This is a genomic window from Kerstersia gyiorum, from assembly GCF_048595715.1.
In the GTDB taxonomy this organism is placed as follows: Bacteria; Pseudomonadota; Gammaproteobacteria; order Burkholderiales; family Burkholderiaceae_B; genus Kerstersia; species Kerstersia gyiorum.
In genome coordinates this window covers 2,427,460-2,449,295 of sequence record NZ_CP169556.1, presented here as the reverse complement: position 1 = coordinate 2,449,295, position 21,836 = coordinate 2,427,460, and the positions used below count along the sequence as shown (strand labels likewise).

The window sequence follows — 21,836 nt, the reverse complement described above, 5'->3', positions numbered from 1 at the left end:
GCCTGTTCAGTCCCAGAGGCTTCGAATGAGACCGACTGCTCCCGAGACAACGGCAATTGGCACCACGATGGGGGAGGCAGCAGTGGCCAGGGTTGTCAGGCCTGCAGCAGATGCGGCAACGGAAATTGCTCCGCCAGCGACCCCGCCGAGAAACGCACCGGAGCCTGTGGCGATAACACTGCGGCCTGTACTGACCTGGTTGGTGCCGGTAATGGTGCGAGAGAGTTTTTCGCCAGCAAGACCTGCAATGACTGCGTTCTGGATGCTCATCTGAGTTTCTTTGTGTTGTGAGTTTCGATAGATGAGATTGTGCGTCTCAGGCAGGCAAAATATCTTGCTGGCAAGCTTGCCGGCTCCGACGGAGCAGGTAGGTAGATTTTTGAATGATTTCAAGATCCAACGATATGGATTTGATCGTTGTTCAGATTCAGGCTACGCACAGTTTCCGGCCGTTTCCCGCTGGTGCTTAGTAGATAAGGCAGGGCTGCCTGATCCAGTTGTTCTTTCAGCGCTCGTTCCAGTTTTGAATTGTTTTCCTGGAAAAAATCTTTTTCCATGCCATCTTTCAGACGGTATGCGGTTCTTTCGTAGGCTTCAGTATCCACTCCCACGACGGTTCGGTAAATGTCCAGGAACTCAGTGGCATTTGCGTTGCGCCAATTTTTTTGGCCATTGCCGGCTATTTGCTGTGTTGCCCACCAGGTTAACCAGGCAAAAAGTGCCGGAGGCAACTTGACGGGTTTTCCTCCACACTCCACGAGACGCCTGGGAAGGTCGATAAAAAGATGTGGCGGTTCCAGGCTTTTCTGAATGGCCGTAACGGTATCGTTGAAGCTGGCATTGCCTTCCAGTAGCGCGCGTGGTTGTCCGTGGCGCAGTCTTACGACAGGAATGCGTGCAAGGGTGATTTTTGCATCTGCAGTGTCTATATTACGGTTGTCGCGTGTCGTCAGACGTTTGGGAATGGCAGGTGGAAAATAAAAGGCAGGATGATTCTCAAAGGGGCTGGAAACAAGAATATGTGAGAGTTCGTCCTGTGGTCGGGCAAACAGCGAAAATGCGTAGCCCAGATAAAAACCCATGGTTTTACGCCCGCCAGCAATCGAAACGTGCAGTGCGGCTTGATCATCGCGGGTCAGTTCTGACATCAATGCCGTAATGGTGTTGGCAGCAGCGGCATTCTCGGCGGGTGTGCGGATGTCAGGGAGCGGGTGGCCATCAGCATCGCAAATGACATGGATCTGATCATCGGTAAAAATTGGATGCCCTAGCTCTGGATAATCCTCAAGCAGGGCATGAAATTGTCCGCCATCTGGATGCAGCAGAGCAGTACGCGCTTCCTGTGCACCGGTAGCGGTGGTAAGCAAATGGATTTCCGTGGGTATGAACGCTTCCTTGCCACAGATATTGGCAACACCCAGCGCATACAAGGTTTCGGTGAGAATCTGCGGTGACATGCCGGTGACTGCCAGCAGAATACGGCGTGGAAAAGAGCTGGGAGTGTTCATGCTTTTACTGTAGCCAGTGGCGCAAAATGCCCTTGAGGTTTTTTAATTGTGAGCCCGATACGACTTGAATATGGCTTTGTTCGGCACGTTTTTTGTCGGCATTATTGAGACCGCCCCGATAGTCTATGAGCATGGCGCGGGTTCTTAATCCACCCAGTTTCAGCAGGGATTCCAGCTTGTAGATTGCCTCGGTGGCTTTGCTGTCCTGCTTGCCGGGCAGGGTCAGGTTGGCCGTTTTGGTTTCAATGATGTGCAGTCGATTGCGATGCAAGAAAGCAGCATCCAGCTCATTGCGGGTCTTGCCATCTGGATGCGTAATCAGCATATTGGTGGCAGAGTCAGTAATGCCGGTTTCGGGCCTAAGGTCGGAGAGCACGCGATGTATATGGAATTCCAGCCAGCCACCATTGGCGAATTTTCGTGCTGTTTCGCTGGAAAATCTGATCTGATTTTTTTGTAATGTCAGCAGATTGGAGTCTTCGAAAAGAGTGATAATATCCATTAGGTATGCAGCGCAGAATCTTTGCTCAGGCATGGTGATGCAAAGATCGTTTTTTGCCTGTTCGGCCAGTGAGTTGAATTGGCCAAGCGCCTTTCCTGCGCTCTGTACATAATCAATGACTCTGTCGGCAAGTTGACGCAGGGCTGCAGTAATGCTGGGGTTCTCCGGTTTTTCTGCTGGTGTGTATCCATTGGCTTCCAGGTAGTCACGCAGCTTGATGCGTGCATTCAATTTTCTGGCCTGATCGCGCTGGCGTAGAAAAATAATATCGTCGGTTTCTATGTTGATATAGAAAATAGGTTTCTTTGAACTGTCGAATACCGACTGCGCTGCCATTGCCATCAGCTTTGTTCCGCCGGTAACGTTGAGCGTTACGTCTGTTGTTTCGTTTTCGGAAAGCCAGTTGAGCAGCGTATCTTCAATGCCGGCATAATCGTAGGCATTGGGGATGTCAAGCTGTTTGACGATCAGCCCGCGTCGTTTCATGACGCGGCTTAAATATTCGGTCTGGGCACGCATGTCTGGGCTGGTGACAAGAATGACGCGCTCGGGCTTGAGTGTGTCATCCAGTGTAGGGATCAGGTTGGGTACGGCTTGGGCTGAAACAAGACAGATTTGAGTTCTCATGAAATGCTTTCCTTTTTTTCAATGCGATATCCGCCCAGCCCAAAACTGGTGTTTTTTCCCACATGCAGCCATTGACCTATATGTAATAGTTCGCTGAATGGCTGTAAATTGCCATGTAAGCTGAGGGTTCCCATCAAACCACCAAATTTCATCTCTTTTTGCTGGCGCTGGGAAAATCTTCCCCAATCGAACCAGCGCAGGTTTTCGGCTTCGAGCTGAATGGTCGTTGCCAGAGCTGCCAATGTGGAAAAATCCTGTTGTGGAGCGCTGCTGCCCAGATGTATGTCCAATAGCAATTGCCAGCGCCGTGCCAGGGTGATCAGCAAGGTGCGCGCATCCAGGGTGTGAGAACGAGCGGGCTTTCCATTTTTTTGCAGGCGCAGCGGGCTGGCGAGGTGTAGCGTGGCTTGCTGCTTCAGTGTTTGGGCTGGCGGTAATGGGGTCGTGTTGGCAATGGGCATGATGCGGCGGTCTTGCATCGTCCATAGCACATTGCCGTTTTCGTGTGTCACGGTTAGCAGCTGACATGGCACACGCTGTTTATTCAGGCCTGTGCGCAAGGCACGTTCCCAGGCAACGACGATGGTGGGTAGAAACCCAAGGGCCTTGCCGATCAGTACCAGGCTGAAGCGAAAGGTGTCCCCCGCTTGCAATGATCGTGCTCCTTCAAATGGCGGCTCGATGACATACGCGTGCGGCATCTGGCTGAATTTTTGCAGACTGTGTGCGGGCAGGGGCGGTGTGGCGAATATCTGGCAATAGGGGCAAACGGCCTGTAGTGCGCAGGGTTGATCCTGCATGTGTGGCAAGGAGGAAAGCGCAAGCAAGGCGTGACCAAAAGCGCCGCGCAGCATGGAACCGGTATAAACGGGTAGCTGCAATGGCGCCTCGGCACGCGCAGTGAGGCGCACACGGGCAATAGGCAGTGGCGATGGGCTGTAGTTCATGCGTTTTCGACGCGCAAAAGGATGCCTTCCGCCACATGGGCGTTGACCTTGACGAATTGGCCGGATTTGATTTTCTGCTGCGTGTCGGTGGGCAGGGTTTGCAGTAATTCCTGGCCTTTTGGGGTGATGGCAATGGCCGTCTGCCCGCTTTTTTCGACACTTAGTGCGCCATTGGCGCGATTGAACTTGATACGAGCCCCCAGCCAGGCGATGGCATTTTCCTGCCGCCGTTGTTCTGCTTCGATTGCTTGCCGTGCCTTTTCGGCTTGTTGCTGCTGTAAGGCAGATTCTTTTTCGCGCTGTTGCTGAGCAGCGGAAAGCATGGCGCCATAGCCGACCGATGTTTTTGCACCAAAACCCAGCCACTCGAATGCGTGTTCGAATGCCGCAGTCAACAAGCTGCGCCAGTGGTTGTCGGCAGCCATGTCGGGGGCAAGGCGTTCCAGGTGAGCAGAGTCACATTGCACATGGAAAATGAATTGCGTGCCAGGCGGCAGGGTAAGAAAACTGAGAGGATTGGGCTGGCCGCTGTCGTGTGGGTTGGCGCTGTCGCCTGTTTTACTGTTGGCAGTCTGCTGATAATAGTGCCCCTGGTGCGGAGTCATGATGTCTACCGCCAGACTGTCACCGCTGATTTGCGGAATGACATCCCAGAAGTGCAAGGCGCCACGCACATGCTGCGTGCCGCCATTTCCGGTTTCCAGGCCAAACAGGGCATCCAGCATAGTCAGTTCGATGGCAGCGCGTCCGTGTTGCGTCAGAAGATGAATTTTTTCGTTTGTCCAACCCTGGCAGTCACCCCATTCGCCGCTGGCCAGTTCGCGTGCTGCCTGGCGCAGTACGCCTTTGATGCCACTGCCGGGCAGGTAGGGCAAGCCATAGGGGTTAAGGAAGGCGAAGCCATTTTCCAGCGGATGCTCATTGCCCAGGCCAGTGGTGAAGGGAGCGGTGGCAGTCGCGTCAAGGGTCAGGACATGCTGCGTGTTTGTTGCCATGCAAGCCTGGCGCCCGGCCAGAGCCTGCATGGCAGCTTTGTCATACTTGGTCAGTTTGCAGGCTTGTTGCAGGGCATGGGTTTTGTTTTCTTTTTTTACTTCGCGTTCCTGGTGATTCTGCCCTCGATCATCATAGGCAATGTCGGCAGTTGTCCAAAGCCGTTCACGGGTACGCTGGTTGATTCCCCACAGGGACAAATACATGTTGAATCGCAGTCCGGGCGAGGCCTGGCTGAAATCCTGCGTCTGCAGATAGTTGGGGATGGCGGCGATGGACATGTCAGCAGTCTCCGGTATTGCGCGCTGCCGCCATCTGGCGCAGCCATTTGAGCCAAGCAAAGGCTTCGGCATTGATGGCCTGGTACTGCGCTGGGCTGGCCTGCATCAGCGCCTGCATGAAAGCAGGGAACCCTTTGCCATGGTTGAATGTGTCTGGAAAGCGCCCAGCCAGCCAATCGCGCAGATGGTCTGCCACCAGCGCCTGTGCCTTGCCCTTTTCATGGCAGAAAGCCAGTACCTGCAACAGGCCGCTGTTCATAATGAGAGCGGGTAACGCCTTGGCGGCGTTGACGTGTTCTTTCTGGTACTGGGCGCAGCAATCCCAGGCATGCTGGGCACGCTGCTGTTCCAGTGTGGGTGTATTTTTTTGGGGATTCATGGCTTAGCCCTCTACCTTGGCGATCAGCAGGCCGCGCCCTGTCGTGGCATCGCCACCGACCTGCAACAGCTTGCCGTGCAGCAGGGGTTGAATACGAGTAAAGACTTCTTCAGCCGTCAGATGGTCTTCCGACTTTCCGGTACGGGTCTGGCTGGTCAAAAATGGCGCAATCAGCAGAGATTCTGGCGGCAGGTTTTCGGTATAGAACAGCCCGCCGTCATCTGCTGTACCCGTTTTTTCATTGATGCGCACATGCGGCTCAACCAGCATGGCATGCTTGGCGAAGTAGCCAAAGTCTGTGTCAGACAGCAGAATCAGGTCATGGGCCAGTTTTTCACGGAAGAACTGGTGCGCTGCGCTGTCGGGCAGGGCCCGTTGAGCAAGGTCGGCTGCGATCTGCGCCAGCGGTTCGGATGCGTGGGCACTGTATTCAAAGGTTTCCAGGTGTAGTTTGTTGTTTTTATCGCCTGAAAGCAGGGACGGGTTTGCAAACAGGCAGTTGCCATCATCCACTTGTACGGCGGGCCATTGCAAACCAGGTGTTCCGGTCAATTGCAATAACCGTTGTGCGCGTGCCAGAGCCTGAGGGCAGGTGACGTGAACATAGCCGCCCTTCAGGCTGCGCACAGGCAGTGCCACCAGTTGCGCATCACCAATGCTGACAGCGCCGGCATGCAGCTGATTGCTGCCGGAGTCCGGCCCCAGCAGGCGGGTGATGTCCGCCTGATTGCCTCCCAGTGCCGTGTAGCTATGCCGGATTGCGCCTTTGATGCCTGATCCGGCAAAGCACGGGTGCTGGGTGTGGCGTTCTCGTTGGATGGGGTTGTCGATGACATCGACGGCTTGGCCGGCACCCATATGAACGGGGCTGACAGCGTAAAGAAAGACAGCGGCGGTTTTCTCGAACATGGGGTTCCTTCTTGGTGTCTATAATCAATACAGGGCAAGGCTGAAGCGGTTGAAGCCTTCGGCATGGCGTTGCGCATCTTCGCAGGGATTGCGCCACAAGCCGTTCGCGGCAAGCTTGCGCAGGGCGTCCGGGCTTGCCTGGAGTTCATCCAGCCAATACACGCTGCCGGCTGGCGCGACACGCTGTGCGGGTTTGGGCTGCCCCTTGCCCTGTGTGCCGGCCAGGTTCCAGCCAGAGACAACTTCATTGCGTGTGACGCTGGCTGCTACCAGGCGGCCTTGAACGTCGCCCAGGTCAAAGCGGTAAGTGCTGCCATCCGCAATGAACCCGTTGGGTAGCCAGCCTTGGGTAAAAATTCCAGGGCTGGTAAGCACCAGTCGGCAGCGACTGCTGGCGGTTATGGCGGCATAGTCGGCGTGTGGCCAGTCGATGGTAGCAGGGCGAATCGTGGCGGCTCGACCGTCACCGCCAAATCGCAGCATGCCATGGTCAGGCAAGGTTGCCCCTGCCACGGCAGCGATGAAGCCGACATTATCTTTCAGGGCAATGGCACGGCTGGTGAACAGTTTGCCATCATCAGCGCTACGCGTGGCGTCAGCCAAGCCTACGCCCACGCGCTCGTCCAGGCTCCATAGGTCGCTGGTTCTGACAAAATCCGTGCCGTCAGGTGTGTGTCCGGCCAGATACTTCTGCCAACCTGACTGGCGCAGCCACCAACCGTTGATGGTCTTGCTGCGTGCAGATTGTGCCAGTACCGGCAATAACGGCAACGGGCTGGACGTGCGCAAGGCGGGATGAAGTTTGGTGGGAACCAGGCGTTGTGCCCGCACCATGCCTTTCGTGGCGTGCAGGGCCAGATCTGAAGGGGGGGGCAGCAGGATTTCGATTTTTCCATCTCGAAGTCGAGCCAGGTTGAACGCGCGTAACATAAAGCTGCCAGGACATTCGGGCGTACCCAATTCAGGGTGAGGCAGCTGTCCTTTGCCAAAAGCGACTGGATCAATACCGGCATCTGTCAGAATGCGTGTGCGAATGGCGCCGGCAGCAACCGATGGCCAGGGGGGGATCAGGGCCTCGCCATAGCTGCCGGGGTCGCCGAATAGTTGATTGCCGCGCAGAAACAAGACGTCCAGCGGTTCCAGAAAGCGGGAAATGGTGTCGGATGGAATCATGCTTAAATCTCGTGACGGACTTCGCGGGCAAGGAACTCTGCCACGCTGATGAAGTTGCGCAGCCAGGTGATGGCTTGGCTATTTGTCTCGGGGGGCCGTTCTTGCTGCAAGGCTTGCTCTGCAAGGCGGTGCGCGAGTCGATCCAGTTCGTGTGTTTGTTGCGCCGACTTCTGGGATTGACGCCTGAATTGGAACGCCAACAATGTTTGCAGCATTTCTTTGTTGATGGGCTGGGGCAGTTCGTTGGCATCCAGCCATTGCAGGGTATGGTAGGCGGCGCGGCGCGATACACCCTCTGCGGCCAGGAAGCTGCGCAGATCTTGCAACAGCGAAATAGGTTCGCCCCATTTGGCTGTCAGGCGCAACGCGCCTCCCGATCGTTTGATGATGGTCAGAGAGAAGGCGTCACGACCTCCGTCGTTCTTGGCGCGTTGTTCGGCGGCATGCAGTTCACGGCGTACGGCGGATAATGGCGCCTGATGATGCGCAATGACGGCACCGCAAGAGGCAGTGGCCTGTCGGCCCATCATCCGCATGAGCCGGCCATTCAGATAGGCAAAGCCGTTCTTGCAAACGAGAGTGTCTTTTTTCAGTGATCCCCAGTCCATGTCATTCTCTGCTGGGGAGATACCCGCGTACACCTGGCGCAGCCGCAGCATGGACGACAGCAGGTCGGCCACGGGCAGCATGGCAAAGACATCATCACCGCCGGCATAGATCAGGCGGCCAAGGTGCTCGTGTTCGATGACATGGCGCACGACCGTCAGCGAAAAATCATTGAGCGCACCAGAAATGGCCAGGTGCCGGTTGGGTGACAGCGCACGGTTTTGTTGGCCATACGCTTGAATGCGCGGCTGCCGGGCAGCATGTTCGTCGAATCCGACATGTATTCTGGGGTGAAAGCTACTACGGTAGCTGATGGCGTAATCCTTGCCCTCGGATGTCTCGCCAGCCAGCCAGGCGCCCAAGCGGTCTCCGTCCATCAGCAGCAGGCTGTAATAGGTTTCCAGGGCATCATCCGATTCACTGTCTTTGCTGCCTGCCAGTGTCTGGCGTACTGCACGACGGATTGCGCTGGCTTCGCTTTCATCAAGGCCGCCTTCATTGGCCCAGTCCAGCAGGGCAGGCAACTGGGCAGCGTCCTTGAGAGCCTCGGTGTTTGTTCGGTAATGGCGCTGCAACAACCTGGGCGGCAATGCCGCGCGTTCCAGGCGTGTCTTGTAGCGATCTTGCCACGCGCTCAGGCCAGGCGTGAACAAACCGCCGTGCGCCAGCCATTGGTCGATCTGATGCGCCAGTGCCATGGTATGGGTGGAGATCACGAATCGGCCGATGTCTTTTTTACCGAGCGCATTGGCGACCTCTTCTGCGAATAGTGTGGGCCAAAGACGTTTGACGGCGGGAAGGGCGCCCAGGTGTTCTCCTGGTTTTGCCCAGGCAGGTTTGGCATCGGCAATTCTGGTCCAGAGGGTTTCTTGATGCTGCCCCTCTTTGAAGTTCTTGTCGTGGCAGCTGCGGCGCTGCCCGGCAGGTAGTTGCAACTGCGCCGCGTCGGTGGTCAGCCACTCGGTTTCACCGGTCAGGCTGCATCGCCAGCCCGTCTGTTCATTTTGTTTAAAGGGACGTAACGCTTTGGCGGCAGCCAGGGCACGTTCGGCCAGGTCGTGCACAGCAGGGTAAAGCGCGCCGGGGTTGGGAGCGAAGAAGGTGGTGTTGTCATGCCAGCTTATGTCCTGGCGCAGCACTTGCCACGCAGGGCTGGCAAGAAAACCGGGTTCGCCGTCACCATCGAAGAACGGACGCATGGTTTCGGACAGCAAGGTGGTGTCAAGGTTGCGCTGTTTTTTTTCGTCCTGGCAGTGAATCAGTGAAAACGGTACGGCAGCCCAATGCACTTCGGGAAAACCTGCCAGTTGTTCGCGCATCTGCCGGTGGCAGTATTGTTCGTTATCTTGCGTCAATCCTGCCACTTGCAAGAGACGGTTGATGATCTCATCGCCTTTTGTCTGCAGCCACTCGCGTACGGCGCTTGCCACGGCGTCTGCCAACGCTGCAGCCTGACTGGCAGGAACGATGGCGACGAAGCGGTTGGGCAGCGCAGCGGCAAACAATGGGTTGCTGTCGGTACTGCCCTGATTCCATTCACATGCCTGGAATAACTCGTTGGGCAGGCCGCAAGTGTCGCGCAGCCACAGATCGACTTGCGGGATGCCGCGCAGGCGGGGAAAAAGAATGGCATCTGGCCCCAGGCGTTCACACACCACACGCATGGCTTCCCACGACAGGCGTGCGAGCAGATGCGAACCGGCCCAGAGGTCTTCCATTTTGCGCGCGGCGGCAATGAAGGGCTGCACCGGGCCAATGGACAGGCTGAGCAGTGCCGCATCGTGGTTGGGGTCGGCAGCGAAAGCACCGGCGAAGGCACTGGTCAGGTCAAGGTGATCCCAGATGGAATGATCAGGGATGCGGGTGTCGGCGGGCAGCAGTTTCCATAATTCACCCAGTTTGCCGTTGTCGGCATCCTCGGATAGCTCAGGAGCAAAGCGCCATAGCGTCAGCAATGCCTTGCGCCAGTTCAGATCCTGGTCAGGATGTTGCCGATGCAGTGATTGCAGCAAATGGGCATGATGATCGAAGCTGCGTTGTTTGATGTCCTTGAAGTCAGTATCGGATAGCTGTTGCAGTTCCAGCCTGTCACCCGTCAGGGGGTGAATCAGGGTGGGGGTATTGGTCCAGCGAACCTGGGCCCAGTTGGCGACCTGGAAGGTTTTTGTCTTGCCGTCCTTGGTGGGAACCGTTGTCTGTTCCATCGGCCACTGCGGACGATCGGCCGCAGCGGCCCACCAGTCGGCGCGTTGTACATGGCGATACATACTGGATGGCATGCTCTTCTTGAAAGCAGTCTGTACCAGCGCAGCGTCGTTATCCGGGTCGAGGGTGTCGGTGCCAATTTCATGCAAGCCCAGCAGACGGGCCAGGGCAAGGCTGGTGCCGTTTTCATGGCCAGCAGGGTCGCGCAGCAGAACCATTGCTTTTTCGACAGGGTCGTGCAAGCGAGCGGCAAGTTTGGTTTGCCAGAGGGTATTGTCGGTAGTCATGATGAATCTCAGGCAGAAATACGATCAAGCTCTTGGGCGGGGTCATCCAGAAACGGATGGACGCGTTGCCAGACGCGGATGATGGTGGAGGCTTCGGGCCTGAAGGCGGGTGGCGGCAGGCAGGGCATATGGAAAATCACCCCTACGCATTGACTGGGGTGGGTAGGGCTGGGCCTTATCTTGAAACGCAGGCTATTGGGCAAGCGGGCGTTGCCACCCCATTCCTTCACGCTGTGGTTGGTAATGGGGTAGCTGAGCCAATGCCGATCTTCTGAATGCAGGGCATTCTTGCCTGTTGTGAGCCGAAACTGCGTTCGCAAGCCAATTTTCAGATGGGCCAGCGATTCCATCAGTGATTTCCAATCATTGAAGGGTTGTGTTTGCCAGATGAGCGCGCCTTGCTGGTCTTGTCCGATGGCGTGAGGCCAGTCCAGCATCAATGCCTGCTGCCAGTCGCGCAACGGTATCGTGCCTTGCAGTGGGGCGGTGCCTTCCAGAGGGGCCAGATGCAGCGAACCCCAGCCGTTGCGGCTGCGTCCGCCAACGGCAGCGAATTGGTCGATGCAGTACAACGCCTGTTCGATCAGCGGGGCAGACTCTTCGGGGCAGGCCAGGGATAAGAGGGCGTGGTCTGTCGGTTGAAGCGCCGCATTGGCCTTGAGTGTAGGCCTGTTGCTGCCTTTGGGTAGCATCACAGGGCCGTAGCCAAGATACAAGTCGGCGCTTATCGGGCGATTCACTTCCGGATGTCGCACGGCGGCGAACTGGGGCCACGGTACCTGCGGATTGCCTTCATTCCAATGGCTCAAACGTAGACGAAGTTTGCTTTTGTTGACGAGATCGTCGTTTGCGCTGCCGAACAGCTCAGCCTCTTGTTGCCGCATTGTCTTGATATCGACGTGGTATTGCCTGTTTGCAGCATAGGCGACTCGCCACCATTGCCGCAGCAGGGCCTTGAGCGGAGGAGTGCGCCATTGCGCCTGTTGGCGAGCATTTCCCAGGAAAGCGGGTGTCTGGAAATCAAGGCGGTAACGAAGTATTTTCATAGTGTGCGGTATGTATCCTGTTGGCTGTGTCATATATTATGAACATATATAATTAATATTTTCTAAATAATTAACGCAACCCGCTTACCTGCGCAAGACCAAAAACTCTTCCAGCTGTGCGGCCTTGCAAAAAAGCGTATCTGCCGATAATTCCTGCCCCCTGTCTTCCTGAGAAAGATGCAGGGTCAGATGAAAATAGCGACCGCCACGGGCGCATACCTCGGCTGCCATGTGAACGGGCAAGGAGCCAATCACGATGTCACCCGGCATAAGATGCTCGGGCTCCAGATGCGTTACATGCCGCTCAAAAGCGATGTTCGATTGTTGCGCCCATGCAAGTGCGCCTGCATGACGCGTGACTAGCCAACGCATTACGCTCCGGCTCTTTTGTGGAAAACAGCGATGGCCACAATGGCAAGGATGGCCAATTTTTCGACCGGGAGCTTGGATGCGGCCTCTGCCAGCGTTTTGATTAGGGTTTCGTTCATGGGATTCCAGTGAGGGAAGCTTGATGACGAAATTATGGCTCGCGGTATGGTTGATATGCTGCTTGGCAAGCTTGCCATTACCGGTACATATCATCATGTAACCGCCAATGCGCCAAGGGAAATGGCATGGTAGAGGCCAGAGGGCGTCCAGCCATTGGTTCCGCATTTGTCTTTCGGTCGAAAGTGGCAAGCACGCGATGGCGGAGCCTGCAAGCGACGCAACGGCTCAAGGGGGGATTGCGCGAATATTGGGCCGTAATCGTGCAAGCTAATTGGCGTGTCATTTTCAAGTTCGAGAATGGTGACGCCCATGTTGTGGATTATCTGGACTACCACTGATGGAGATTGATCATGCGTATGCATAACCCGCCCCATCCGGGCGAAACACTCTCTGAAATGTGGCTCTTGCCGCTGGGGCTGACAGTGACACATGCCGCCGCTGAGCAACTCGTTGAAATCAGCGAAAACGGGAGAAAAGTCCAGGTTCATTGTGCGGGTGCCTCGAACCACTTGTTGACGATGGCCTGGTAGCTGCCGTCAGCCTTGAGTTGCTGCAGCGCGGCGTTCAGCGCCTGGGTGAGTTCCGGCTTGCCTTTGCTCACGGCAATGCCGTATTCCTCGGTGGTGATCTGTTCGTCCAGCACCTTCATGTCGGGCGAGCTCTGGGCAAACAGCTTGGCGGCCGGCTTGCCCGTCACGGCAGCGTCGGCACGGCCGATCTGCACCAGGTTGAACATTTCCTGATTTTTCTCGACCTCCACGCGACGGATGGCCGGGTAGTGTTCCTTAAGGTAATTGACCGACTTAGTACCAACCTGCACCGAAACCCTGCGGCCATCCAGGTCCTGCAAGGCATGCACCGGGCCGTCCTTTTTCGTCAGCACGGCAAGGCCGCCGGCATAGTAGGGGTCGGTGAAGTCCACGACCTTGGCGCGCTCAGGCGTGATGTAAATGGCGGAAATGGCGATATCGGCGCGGCCAGCCTGCAGGGCCGGGATCAGGCCCTTGAAGTCTATGTCTATCCACTCCACTTTCTTGCCCATGGCATTGGCCAGTGCTTCAACCAGTTCGATATCGAAACCGGTGCGCTGGCCATCCTTGACGAATTCCATCGGAGGGAAGGTGGCATCAGTGACTGCGCGCAGGGTTTCCTGCGCGTGTGCTGAGCCTGCGCTCCAGGCCAGACTCAGGGTCAGGGCGGCGGTTAGCAATGTGCGACGTGTCGTCATGGTCAATCCTAAGAGAGTGGGTGCGGAGGAAGGAATGCGTATCGGGGCAATAAAAAAGACAGGGAAAATTTTTAGGGCCAGGGGAAAGGATGCGTGCGGGCAAGGGTGTCAGCGTTGTTGCAGGCGGGCGGAAATGCGCCTGGCGGCGGCTAAGGTCATCTCGATCAGGGCCTGGGGGCGTTTGGAGGCACGTGTGGACGGCGCCATCAAGGTGATCGACGCGACGGCCTGTGTCGGCCGCTGGAAAATGGGTACGCCCACACCCCAGACGCCGGAATCGACCTCGCTATCGGTGACCGCATATCCTTGCGCACGGATGGCATTCAGTTCACTGGCCAGGCGTGTAGTGTCGACACCCGGTTCGCGGGCCAGATAGGCCAGTGCCGCCTGCTGGCGCGCTGTCGACATAAAGGCCAGCAGGGATTTGGCAGATGCGCCGCGCGTCAGCGGCAGGCCGCGTCCTTTCGTGAAGGAGCAGCGCAGCGGGTGCTGGCTTTCGACCATATCCAGGCACACGGCCTGGTCCTTCACCGTGACCAGCAGCCCGACGGTCTCGCCTGATGCCGCAGCCAGGGCTTCCATATCGAGCTGCGCTTCTTGGATCAGGTAGGAAGATTGGTCGAATCCCCAGGCGAGCTGCACGCTCAGCGGTCCAGGCCCGTATTCGCCTTCATGTTCTGCGACAAATCCCCAGCGCTTGAGCAGGGCGATTTGCCGGTAAAGCGTACTTTGAGCCAGACCGGTCTGTTCGGCCAGGGCGGCAATACTGAGGGGGGCGTCGTGCCGTGCTAGCGTGGCCAGGACATACAGCACACGATCAGCGCCCGCCCCGACGGATTGATCTGTTGTCACCATCGAGTTCCAAGCTGGTTGATGGCACAAAGATTATCAATTTGTGGCTTTTTTCTTCGAAATTATTCCCATATTTTGAGAATCAAAAGGGAAAACCCCGAATGTTTTCTTGCAACTGCTTGTTGGGTTCTTCACTTTGCAGGCCTTGGGCAGACAGTTTTTCCGTGCCAGGCAAACGGGGGCATGCAGCGTCGTCCCCGCGATTGGTGGCTCGGCGCTGCGCGAAGGGCTGAAACAAGGAATCAGAGAAATAAAAAAGACCCCCACGCTGCGCCTTCGGCTTGCTGCCCCCCAAGGGGGCATTTTTGTCTTGGGGCGGCCCGGCGACAAAAAAACGGCCTGGTCAAGGACCAGGCCGTTGGGGAACGCTCGGCGTCGTGCGAATTGCTCGCGGGGGCACGGCGCCAGCGATGAAGCGGTACCGGACATGAGGTTCAGGGGGGCTGATCCGTTCATGCGGGGGAACCGGTGTCCGCCATCATGGAAGCCAGTCTAGTCGCTCTGGTCTGACAGAGTCCTGAATAATTCACTGCGCTGATTTCACCGGTTTTCAATCACCTGGGACGGGCGACGGCAGTGTAAGGGGATGGCCGGGATGCCGGCCGGGACTGTCAGGAAAGGTCAGCAACCGGCGTGGACATGGCCGGGGAAGCCTTGATCGGTGTGGCGGATTTGTCATGCTGGTTTTTTGTACAGTATAATCTGATGCCATAATGCCGACGGTACCTGGATGCCGGCGGAGCATGAAAGCCACCCGGCTGCCGGGTGGCCGTGTTACCGGAATGCCCCTGACGGGAGTGTTTCCGGGGCCGGCTCCGCAAGGCAATTCAGCAGCTCCGGGCCGCTTCCGGGCATCTATTCAGCTTAAGGATTCATACATGGACGACAAACTCAGCAAGGCCGCCGCATCGGAAAAGGCCAAGGCGCTGTCCGCCGCGCTGTCGCAGATCGAGAAGCAGTTCGGCAAGGGTTCCGTCATGCGTTATGGCGACAACGAAGTCGAACATGACATCCAGGTGGTGTCCACGGGTTCGCTGGGGCTGGATATCGCCCTGGGCGTCGGTGGCCTGCCGCGTGGCCGTGTGGTGGAAATCTACGGCCCGGAATCGTCCGGCAAGACCACGCTGACCTTGCAGGTCATCGCTGAAATGCAGAAGATCGGCGGCACCTGCGCCTTTATCGACGCGGAACACGCGCTGGACGTGCAATATGCCTCCAAACTGGGCGTAAATCTTGCCGACTTGCTGATTTCTCAGCCGGATACCGGTGAGCAGGCGCTGGAAATCACCGATGCACTGGTGCGTTCGGGCTCGGTCGACCTGATCGTCATCGACTCGGTTGCGGCACTGGTGCCCAAGGCTGAAATCGAAGGCGATATGGGCGACTCCCTGCCGGGCCTGCAAGCCCGCCTGATGAGCCAGGCGCTGCGCAAGCTCACCGCCACCATCAAGCGCACCAATTGCATGGTGATCTTCATCAACCAGATCCGCATGAAGATCGGCGTGATGTTCGGCAATCCCGAAACCACCACTGGCGGCAATGCGTTGAAGTTCTATTCGTCCGTGCGCCTGGACATTCGCCGCATCGGTTCGATCAAGCGTGGCGATGAGGTCGTCGGCAATGAAACCCGCGTCAAGGTCGTCAAGAACAAGGTGTCGCCGCCGTTCAAGCAGGCCGAGTTCGACATCATGTATGGTTCGGGTATTTCGCGCGAAGGTGAAATCATCGACCTCGGCGTGCAAGCCGGTATCGTTGAGAAATCCGGCGCCTGGTACAGCTATAGCGGCACACGCATCGGCCAGGGCAAGGACAATGTCCGTGAATACCTGAAAGAACACCCCGAAACAGCCATCGAGATCGAAAACCGGGTGCGTGAAAGCCTGGGTATTTCGCTGCGCGCCCCGAGCACCGCAGGCAGCAACAGCGCACCCGAAGGCGACTTCGCCGGCTGAGCGCCGTGAGTTCGGACTGGCGCAAGGGCGGCAACCGCCTGGGCGGGAGGCCGCCAGGGCAACGTCCGTTTGACGATACGTCCGCGACGGCACGCAAGCCCGCACGGGCCACGCTCGGCGATGCCTACGTGCCGCCGGATGAGGACGAGGATTTCGAGTTCGAATCCGGCGCTGGCGCAAGCACCTGGGGCTCCTCCGATGCGGCTGATGGCGCCGTCGGCACCACCGGTGCAGGGGATGCATCTGAAGCATCTGGTATGGATGACGGCTTCGCGCCGCCATTGTCCAGGACCAGCCGTTCGGCATCTGCCCGCTCCGGCCCGGGGTGTCAGCGCCGTGCCGGCGGCTACCTGTCGTCCGACCCTGAACAGGCGCCCGCCGAACGGCGCGGACCGACACTCAAGGCCAGGGCGGTTGGCCTGCTGTCACGGCGGGAATATAGTCGCAAGGAATTGAGCGGCCGGCTGGCGCCGCATGCGCCAGACCCTGAAACCCTGACCGCCTTGCTGGATGACCTGCAAAGGGAAGGCTGGCTGTCGGATGAACGTTATGCGCGCAGCATGCTGAACCAGCGCAGCGCCCGCCAGGGCGAGCGCCGCATCATCGGCGACTTGCGCCGCCAGGGGGTTGCCGACGAATTGCTGGAAACCTTGTCCGAAGACCTGCGTGCGACCGAACTGGAGCGCGCCGTCCAGGTATGGCGCAAGCGTTTCGAAGGCAAGGCCCTGCCCGACACGCCCCAGGAGTATGCACGTCAGGCACGTTTCCTGGCTGCCCGGGGCTTTGGCGGCAATGTGGTGGGCAAGGTGCTCAAGGCCGCTTTGCGTGGCCATTCGGGGCCTGAGGGCCTTGAGGATTTCCTGCTGGATTGATGCTTCAGGCGAGTGCCCGGCACACAGACAGGGCAGTCGTCATGGCAACTGCTGGGGGGCGCCGCTGCCCGCGCAAGTTCATGCTTCGTGTATGCCCGACAGCGTCTTGAAGCAGACGGTCCGGGCGATTTTCAGGAATTCCTGCATGTAGGGCGCCTGCTCGTCTTCGGTGCGCATGGCGGCATAGAGCGTGCACCAGACGCCTTGGCGGCCCAGCTTGGCGATGTGCAGCCATCCCTGGTTGAGATATTCCGTGAGCGCCCAGTTGGGCAATGCCGCCACGCCCCGGTTGCTGGCCACCAGTTGGGCGATGATGGGGGTCAGCTCGGCCTTGCGGATAGCTGCCGGTTCGATGTCCTGCGGGTCAAGGAAGGCGGTGAATACATCCAGACGCTGGCGTTCCACCGGATAGGTGATCAGGGTCTGGTCGGACAGGTGCGAGGCTTCTATATAGTCAAGTTCCGCCAGCGGGCTGCTTTGCGATACGGCCAGCACCACCTCGTAGCGAAACAGCGGCACATAGGAAATGGCATCCAGCGCTTGCGGGTCGGAGGTCACGACTAGGTCCAGATCGCCGCGCAGCAGGGCGGGCAGCGGTGCAAAGGAAAATGCGGCTGACAGGTCCAGCGCGACTTCCGGCCACTTGGCGCGGAATTCGTCCATGGCGGGCATCAACCACTGGAAGCAGGAATGGCATTCGATGGCCAGGTGCAGCCTGCCAGTGCGCCCTGCCGCCAGCCTGGTCAGTTCCCGTTCTGCGGTACGCACCTTGGGCAGAATGTCATCGGCCAGGGCCAGCAGGCGCAGGCCGGCTGTTGTCAGGCGGGCAGGGCGGGTGCGACGGTTCAGCAACGATACGTCGAGCCGGCTTTCCAGTTCGCGCAGTTGGTGCGATAGCGCGGATTGCGTGACGTGCAGGCGTTCGGCGGCTTCCAGCAGACTGCCGCCATCGCGGATGGCGCACAGGGTTTCCAGGTGTCGGATTTCTATCATGGTGTGTCAGGGGCAGGGGCGATGGCAGGCACAAACCGGTCTAAGGGGGGGCCTAAGAGACGTTTCCCAGGTCGCCTGCCTGGCGGCCAGACCGGCGCCTATCGTTACGTCCGGGGCAGGTTGATCTTGGTCGGGGCTTGGGGCCTACTGGCATTCCAGTGGGGGTGGAAAACGCCGTCGCTGCTGTCTTTTGATAATTTCTGGTAATGAGAATATGGGGTGGAGCCGGGGAAAAATGAACCCCGATGCGCCAAGTTTGAGGCAAGGGCGCATTGTCATGAGATCCGCTCATGTTTGAGGCGTAGTATGAGTTTAACTCATTTTATGCATGCGATATTTGATTTTGTCATTGCGGTAATCCCTAGCAAAATGTTCTTGTCTTGAAAATTATTTGCACAGGGATATTTATATATGACGAAAATTCATAATTTGGGTTTCCCCCGCATCGGTGCTCAACGGGAACTCAAACGTGCAGTGGAAGCCTATTGGGCGGGCAAGCAGGATCAGGCAGCGCTGGCGGCCACGGGGGCGCAACTGCGCGCCGCGCATTGGCGCGTGCAGGCCGATGCAGGCGTCTCGCAGGTGCCGGTGGGGGATTTCGCCTGGTACGACCATATCCTGGAGTGGACCACGCTGCTGGGCGCAGTGCCTGCGCGCTTCGGCCATCCGTCCGGCGCCGATGTCGATCTGGATACCCTGTTCCGCATGGGCCGGGGCCGCGCGCCGAGCGGCACGCCCGCCGCCGCCTGCGAAATGACCAAGTGGTTCGATACCAACTATCACTACATCGTGCCTGAACTGACGCCGGGCCAGACGTTCCGCATTGCCCGCGACTACCTGTTCGCGCAGGTTGCTGAAGCACAGGCGCTGGGCTATCAAGCCAAGCCGGTGATTCCGGGCCCGCTGACCTGGCTGTGGCTGGGCAAGGGCGATGCCTTTGCCGGCGGCGCTGGTGATGAAGGCAAGCTGGCACTGTTGCAGTCGCTGCTGCCGGTGTATGCCGATGTCCTGGCGCGCCTGGCCACGCAAGGCGTGGAGTGGGTGCAGATTGACGAGCCCATCCTGGTGCTGGACCTGCCCCAGGCCTGGCGCGATGCCTTCGTGGCGGTTTACGCCCGCCTGGGTCATGTCGGCCCCAAGGTCTTGCTGGCTACCTATTTCGGCGGATTGCAGGACAACCTCGCCACGGCGGCCGCGCTGCCGGTGGCCGGCCTGCATGTCGATCTGGTGCGTGCGCCGGAACAACTGGGCGCGGTATTGGAGGCGCTGGGCAAGGACAAGATTCTGTCGGCAGGTGTGATCAACGGCCGCAATATCTGGCGTACCGATCTGGATGCGGCGGCGGCGCTGCTGGCGCCTGCCAGGGAACGCCTGGGCGAGCGCCTGTGGCTGGCGCCTTCGTGCTCGCTGCTGCATGTGCCCGTCGACCTGGTCCATGAAACCGAGCTGGATGGAGAACTGAAGAGCTGGCTGTCCTTTGCCGTGCAGAAGCTCGACGAACTGAAGTGGCTGGCCGCAGCGGTGGGCGGCAATGCCGATGCTGCCACGCAGGCGGCGCTGGACGCCCAGCGTCAAGCGCTGGAAGCCCGCCGCAGCTCGCGCCGCATTCACAACCTCGCCGTGGAGAGCCGCCTGGCTGCAGTGGCCGAGGTATCGCGTGAGCGTGCGCCGTTCGACGAACGTATCGCTGCGCAGCAGGCATTGCTCAAGCTGCCGGCCTACCCGACAACGACGATCGGTTCCTTCCCGCAAACCGCAGAAATCCGCGCGCTGCGGCGCGACTGGAAAGCTGGCGTGCTGACCGATGCTGCCTATGAAGCCGCCATCCGCAAGGAAATCGAAGAAGTGGTTCGTTTCCAGGAAGAAATTGGCCTGGACGTGCTGGTGCATGGCGAGCCCGAGCGCAACGACATGGTGGAATACTTCGGCGAATTGCTGGCCGGTTTCGCCTTCACCCGCAATGGCTGGGTGCAGAGCTATGGTTCCCGCTGCGTCAAGCCGCCCATTATCTTCGGTGATGTTGCCCGTCTGGCGCCGATGACCGTTGGTTGGTCGTCCTACGCCCAGTCCCTGACCGATCGCCCCGTCAAGGGCATGCTGACAGGGCCGGTGACCATCCTGCAATGGTCCTTCGTGCGTGATGACCAGCCTCGCGAAGACACCTGCCGCCAGCTGGCGCTGGCGCTGCGCGACGAAGTCGTGGACCTGGAACAGGCTGGCATCCGTGTCATCCAGATCGACGAACCGGCCATACGCGAAGGTCTGCCCCTGCGCCGCGCCGACTGGGCCGCCTACCTGAACTGGGCCGTGGACAGCTTCCGCCTGTCGGTGGCCGGGGTGGGTGATGACACGCAGATCCATACCCATATGTGCTATTCGGAGTTCAATGACATCATCGACTCCATCGCCGCCATGGATGCCGATGTCATTACCATCGAAACCTCGCGCTCGAACATGGAGCTGCTGGAAGCCTTTGAAACCTTCCAGTATCCCAATGACATCGGTCCTGGCGTCTACGACATCCATTCACCCAACGTACCTGAAGTGCAATGGATGGTGGAACTGATGAACAAGGCAGCGGCCCGCCTGCCCAAGGAACGCCTGTGGGTGAACCCGGACTGCGGCCTGAAGACGCGCGCTTGGCCGGAAACCAAGGCGGCATTGGAAGCCATGGTGGAAGCTGCGCGCGAACTGCGCAAGGCAGCCTGAGCCTGGACCCGGCGGCAGCGCGAGCTGCTGCCGGGTGCTTCAGGCTTTCGACCATCCAGCCCACCAGATAGAGCGCAGCCAGGCCAGCGCCGGCCGTTGCGATGTTGCCTTGGCATACCAGAGGCTGGTCCACCGGCTCCAACAACACGGCATCGGCGTGATTGGCGTCGGACAGATTTTTCGCCGGTGAAATTCCATCCCGTCTTGAACAGCGTGCTCTGACGACACCTTGCACGCTTTGACTGCTGTGGCGGTGATCGCTCGTCCGTAAAGCCTGGGGCCTGACCCCCACAGGAAAATCCTGGGGGGTGTTTGCGAAAGGGAGGGCAAAGCCGCAGTCTCGGTTTGCCTGTATTTGACACAGACGCAGGCGTAGCCTGCCGGGTCAGGAGAAGTGTCAGCGTGGGCGGGTGGCAGTCCATTGGACGGCAAAGATGCTGGCCAGGACGATGACCAGGCCCAAGAGGGCCGGGCCGGTCACGGATTGCGAGAGCAAGACCCACCCCAGCACCACGGCGGTCAGGGGGCTGAGCAGGCCCAGGGATGCCACGGCCACGGTAGGCAGCCGGGCGACGCCGCGGAACCAGAGGGCGTAGGCCAGCATTGCGCCCGCCAGGCAGAGATAGGCATAGGCCGACCATTGCGTTAGTGTCAGCGCAGGCAGTGGCGGTTCGAATAGCCAGACGACAGGGGCCAGCATCAGGCCGCCGATCAGCAGTTGCCAGCCGGTCAACGCCAGCACCGGCAGTTGCAGTTTCCAGCGGTGGGTCAGCCAGACGCCGGTGGCCATGGCGGCGGCGCCCAGTAGCGCGGCAGTAATGCCGACGGGCTCGAAGACGGTCTGTGGCGATAGCAACAGGATGGCCATGCCCAGCACGCCGGCAATGGCCGCCCAGAGGGTGCTGCGCAAAGGCGCGCGGCCGTCAATGGACCAGCTCAGCAGCATGATCAGCAAAGGCTGGATGGCGCCCAGCACGGCAGCCAGGCCGCCGGGCAGACGATAGGCCGCAACGAACAGGAAGGCCTGGAATACGCCGATGTTCAGCGCGCTCAGCACGATGAGGCGCCACCAATCCTGGCGTGCCGGCAGGCAGCGTGTGAGCAGCAGCAACAGGATGCCGGCGGGCAGTACGCGGATGAGCGCGGCGGTGAAGGGCAGGCCCGGCGGCAGGATTTCAGACGTCACGATATAGGTCGAACCCCAGATCGTGGGGCCCAATGCAGTCAGCAGGATATCGCGCCACTGACTGGAGGCAGGAGAGATGTGCATGATTTTAT

19 protein-coding genes are annotated in these 21,836 nt (G+C 58.9%); 4 read left to right on the top strand and 15 right to left on the bottom strand.

Going from position 1 to position 21,836, the window contains the following annotated elements; genetic code table 11:
- Positions 1–6: 6 nt before the first annotated feature.
- From ACEW7X_RS10790 to csx16, 11 genes are all read right to left on the bottom strand, one after another.
- On the bottom strand, positions 7–393 hold the full coding sequence (locus tag ACEW7X_RS10790) for a hypothetical protein (RefSeq protein ID WP_420177192.1): 387 nt from the start codon (positions 391–393) through the stop codon (positions 7–9).
- Positions 390–1,508: a CRISPR-associated ring nuclease Csm6 gene (gene csm6 / locus ACEW7X_RS10785; RefSeq protein WP_420177191.1), complete on the bottom strand. Its 1,119-nt coding sequence runs from the start codon at positions 1,506–1,508 to the stop codon at positions 390–392. Before csm6 ends, ACEW7X_RS10790 begins: the two co-directional genes overlap by 4 nt.
- A 4-nt stretch (positions 1,509–1,512) precedes the next feature.
- A complete protein-coding gene (locus ACEW7X_RS10780; RefSeq protein WP_420177190.1) occupies positions 1,513–2,637 on the bottom strand; it encodes a Card1-like endonuclease domain-containing protein in 1,125 nt (374 codons plus the stop codon).
- Positions 2,634–3,584: a CRISPR system precrRNA processing endoribonuclease RAMP protein Cas6 gene (gene cas6, locus ACEW7X_RS10775; protein ID WP_420177189.1), complete on the bottom strand. Its 951-nt coding sequence runs from the start codon at positions 3,582–3,584 to the stop codon at positions 2,634–2,636. Before cas6 ends, ACEW7X_RS10780 begins: the two co-directional genes overlap by 4 nt.
- Positions 3,581–4,858 carry a type III-B CRISPR module RAMP protein Cmr6 gene (gene cmr6, locus ACEW7X_RS10770; RefSeq protein WP_420177188.1) on the bottom strand — a complete coding sequence of 426 codons (1,278 nt, stop codon included), beginning with the start codon at positions 4,856–4,858 and terminating at the stop codon, positions 3,581–3,583. Before cmr6 ends, cas6 begins: the two co-directional genes overlap by 4 nt.
- 1 nt (position 4,859) lies before the next feature.
- Positions 4,860–5,237, bottom strand: coding sequence for a type III-B CRISPR module-associated protein Cmr5 (locus tag ACEW7X_RS10765; protein WP_420177187.1), 378 nt, complete (start codon positions 5,235–5,237; stop codon positions 4,860–4,862).
- Between the two features lie 3 nt (positions 5,238–5,240).
- Positions 5,241–6,146 carry a type III-B CRISPR module RAMP protein Cmr4 gene (cmr4, locus tag ACEW7X_RS10760; protein WP_420177186.1) on the bottom strand — a complete coding sequence of 302 codons (906 nt, stop codon included), beginning with the start codon at positions 6,144–6,146 and terminating at the stop codon, positions 5,241–5,243.
- A gap of 24 nt (positions 6,147–6,170) precedes the next feature.
- Positions 6,171–7,319, bottom strand: coding sequence for a type III-B CRISPR module-associated Cmr3 family protein (locus ACEW7X_RS10755; protein ID WP_420177185.1), 1,149 nt, complete (start codon positions 7,317–7,319; stop codon positions 6,171–6,173).
- A gap of 2 nt (positions 7,320–7,321) precedes the next feature.
- A complete protein-coding gene (cas10, locus tag ACEW7X_RS10750; RefSeq protein WP_420177184.1) occupies positions 7,322–10,417 on the bottom strand; it encodes a type III-B CRISPR-associated protein Cas10/Cmr2 in 3,096 nt (1,031 codons plus the stop codon).
- A gap of 8 nt (positions 10,418–10,425) precedes the next feature.
- Positions 10,426–11,463 (bottom strand): RAMP superfamily CRISPR-associated protein, encoded by a 1,038-nt coding sequence (locus ACEW7X_RS10745; protein WP_420177183.1) that lies wholly within the window; start codon positions 11,461–11,463, stop codon positions 10,426–10,428.
- An 84-nt stretch (positions 11,464–11,547) separates the two neighbouring features.
- Complete coding sequence (gene csx16, locus ACEW7X_RS10740) at positions 11,548–11,835, bottom strand: CRISPR-associated protein Csx16 (protein WP_420177182.1); 288 nt, start codon at positions 11,833–11,835, stop codon at positions 11,548–11,550.
- A gap of 242 nt (positions 11,836–12,077) precedes the next feature.
- Here csx16 and ACEW7X_RS10735 point away from each other — a divergent pair, with 242 nt between their 5' ends.
- On the top strand, positions 12,078–12,290 hold the full coding sequence (locus ACEW7X_RS10735) for a type II toxin-antitoxin system RelE/ParE family toxin (RefSeq protein WP_420177181.1): 213 nt from the start codon (positions 12,078–12,080) through the stop codon (positions 12,288–12,290).
- A gap of 146 nt (positions 12,291–12,436) precedes the next feature.
- On the opposite strand, the gene ACEW7X_RS10730 is transcribed toward ACEW7X_RS10735, so the two are convergent.
- On the bottom strand, positions 12,437–13,180 hold the full coding sequence (locus ACEW7X_RS10730) for a transporter substrate-binding domain-containing protein (RefSeq protein WP_068374746.1): 744 nt from the start codon (positions 13,178–13,180) through the stop codon (positions 12,437–12,439).
- Between the two features lie 108 nt (positions 13,181–13,288).
- Complete coding sequence (locus tag ACEW7X_RS10725; protein WP_068374755.1) at positions 13,289–14,035, bottom strand: IclR family transcriptional regulator; 747 nt, start codon at positions 14,033–14,035, stop codon at positions 13,289–13,291.
- Between the two features lie 875 nt (positions 14,036–14,910).
- Here ACEW7X_RS10725 and recA point away from each other — a divergent pair.
- Together recA and recX are read left to right on the top strand one after the other, a co-directional pair.
- Positions 14,911–15,984 (top strand): recombinase RecA, encoded by a 1,074-nt coding sequence (recA, locus tag ACEW7X_RS10720; protein ID WP_068374759.1) that lies wholly within the window; start codon positions 14,911–14,913, stop codon positions 15,982–15,984.
- Positions 15,985–15,989: 5 nt separating this feature from the next.
- Positions 15,990–16,856: a recombination regulator RecX gene (gene recX, locus ACEW7X_RS10715; RefSeq protein WP_240733233.1), complete on the top strand. Its 867-nt coding sequence runs from the start codon at positions 15,990–15,992 to the stop codon at positions 16,854–16,856.
- Positions 16,857–16,934: 78 nt separating this feature from the next.
- Here recX and ACEW7X_RS10710 read toward each other — a convergent pair whose 3' ends face one another.
- Positions 16,935–17,849 (bottom strand): LysR family transcriptional regulator, encoded by a 915-nt coding sequence (locus tag ACEW7X_RS10710; RefSeq protein ID WP_068374763.1) that lies wholly within the window; start codon positions 17,847–17,849, stop codon positions 16,935–16,937.
- Between the two features lie 411 nt (positions 17,850–18,260).
- Between ACEW7X_RS10710 and metE the strand changes: the two genes are divergently transcribed.
- The gene (gene metE / locus ACEW7X_RS10705) at positions 18,261–20,558 is read left to right on the top strand and encodes a 5-methyltetrahydropteroyltriglutamate--homocysteine S-methyltransferase (RefSeq protein WP_134838612.1); all 2,298 of its coding nucleotides are present in this window, start codon (positions 18,261–18,263) and stop codon (positions 20,556–20,558) included.
- Between the two features lie 397 nt (positions 20,559–20,955).
- On the opposite strand, the gene ACEW7X_RS10700 is transcribed toward metE, so the two are convergent.
- On the bottom strand, positions 20,956–21,828 hold the full coding sequence (locus ACEW7X_RS10700; protein ID WP_068374800.1) for an EamA family transporter: 873 nt from the start codon (positions 21,826–21,828) through the stop codon (positions 20,956–20,958).
- Positions 21,829–21,836 lie beyond the last annotated feature (8 nt).

What these genes read in the sequence shown, in the direction of transcription:
- recA (WP_068374759.1), top strand. Translation starts at nt 14,911, where the DNA reads ATGGACGACAAACTCAGCAAGGCCGCCGCATCGGAAAAGGCCAAGGCG.
- ACEW7X_RS10735 (WP_420177181.1), top strand. Translation starts at nt 12,078, where the DNA reads ATGGTAGAGGCCAGAGGGCGTCCAGCCATTGGTTCCGCATTTGTCTTT.
- cas6 (WP_420177189.1), bottom strand. Translation starts at nt 3,584, where the DNA reads ATGAACTACAGCCCATCGCCACTGCCTATTGCCCGTGTGCGCCTCACT.
- ACEW7X_RS10765 (WP_420177187.1), bottom strand. Translation starts at nt 5,237, where the DNA reads ATGAATCCCCAAAAAAATACACCCACACTGGAACAGCAGCGTGCCCAG.
- csm6 (WP_420177191.1), bottom strand. Translation starts at nt 1,508, where the DNA reads ATGAACACTCCCAGCTCTTTTCCACGCCGTATTCTGCTGGCAGTCACC.
- ACEW7X_RS10710 (WP_068374763.1), bottom strand. Translation starts at nt 17,849, where the DNA reads ATGATAGAAATCCGACACCTGGAAACCCTGTGCGCCATCCGCGATGGC.
- csx16 (WP_420177182.1), bottom strand. Translation starts at nt 11,835, where the DNA reads ATGCGTTGGCTAGTCACGCGTCATGCAGGCGCACTTGCATGGGCGCAA.
- ACEW7X_RS10780 (WP_420177190.1), bottom strand. Translation starts at nt 2,637, where the DNA reads ATGAGAACTCAAATCTGTCTTGTTTCAGCCCAAGCCGTACCCAACCTG.
- ACEW7X_RS10730 (WP_068374746.1), bottom strand. Translation starts at nt 13,180, where the DNA reads ATGACGACACGTCGCACATTGCTAACCGCCGCCCTGACCCTGAGTCTG.
- metE (WP_134838612.1), top strand. Translation starts at nt 18,261, where the DNA reads ATGACGAAAATTCATAATTTGGGTTTCCCCCGCATCGGTGCTCAACGG.
- ACEW7X_RS10755 (WP_420177185.1), bottom strand. Translation starts at nt 7,319, where the DNA reads ATGATTCCATCCGACACCATTTCCCGCTTTCTGGAACCGCTGGACGTC.
- cmr6 (WP_420177188.1), bottom strand. Translation starts at nt 4,858, where the DNA reads ATGTCCATCGCCGCCATCCCCAACTATCTGCAGACGCAGGATTTCAGC.
- ACEW7X_RS10745 (WP_420177183.1), bottom strand. Translation starts at nt 11,463, where the DNA reads ATGAAAATACTTCGTTACCGCCTTGATTTCCAGACACCCGCTTTCCTG.
- cas10 (WP_420177184.1), bottom strand. Translation starts at nt 10,417, where the DNA reads ATGACTACCGACAATACCCTCTGGCAAACCAAACTTGCCGCTCGCTTG.
- ACEW7X_RS10725 (WP_068374755.1), bottom strand. Translation starts at nt 14,035, where the DNA reads ATGGTGACAACAGATCAATCCGTCGGGGCGGGCGCTGATCGTGTGCTG.
- cmr4 (WP_420177186.1), bottom strand. Translation starts at nt 6,146, where the DNA reads ATGTTCGAGAAAACCGCCGCTGTCTTTCTTTACGCTGTCAGCCCCGTT.
- ACEW7X_RS10700 (WP_068374800.1), bottom strand. Translation starts at nt 21,828, where the DNA reads ATGCACATCTCTCCTGCCTCCAGTCAGTGGCGCGATATCCTGCTGACT.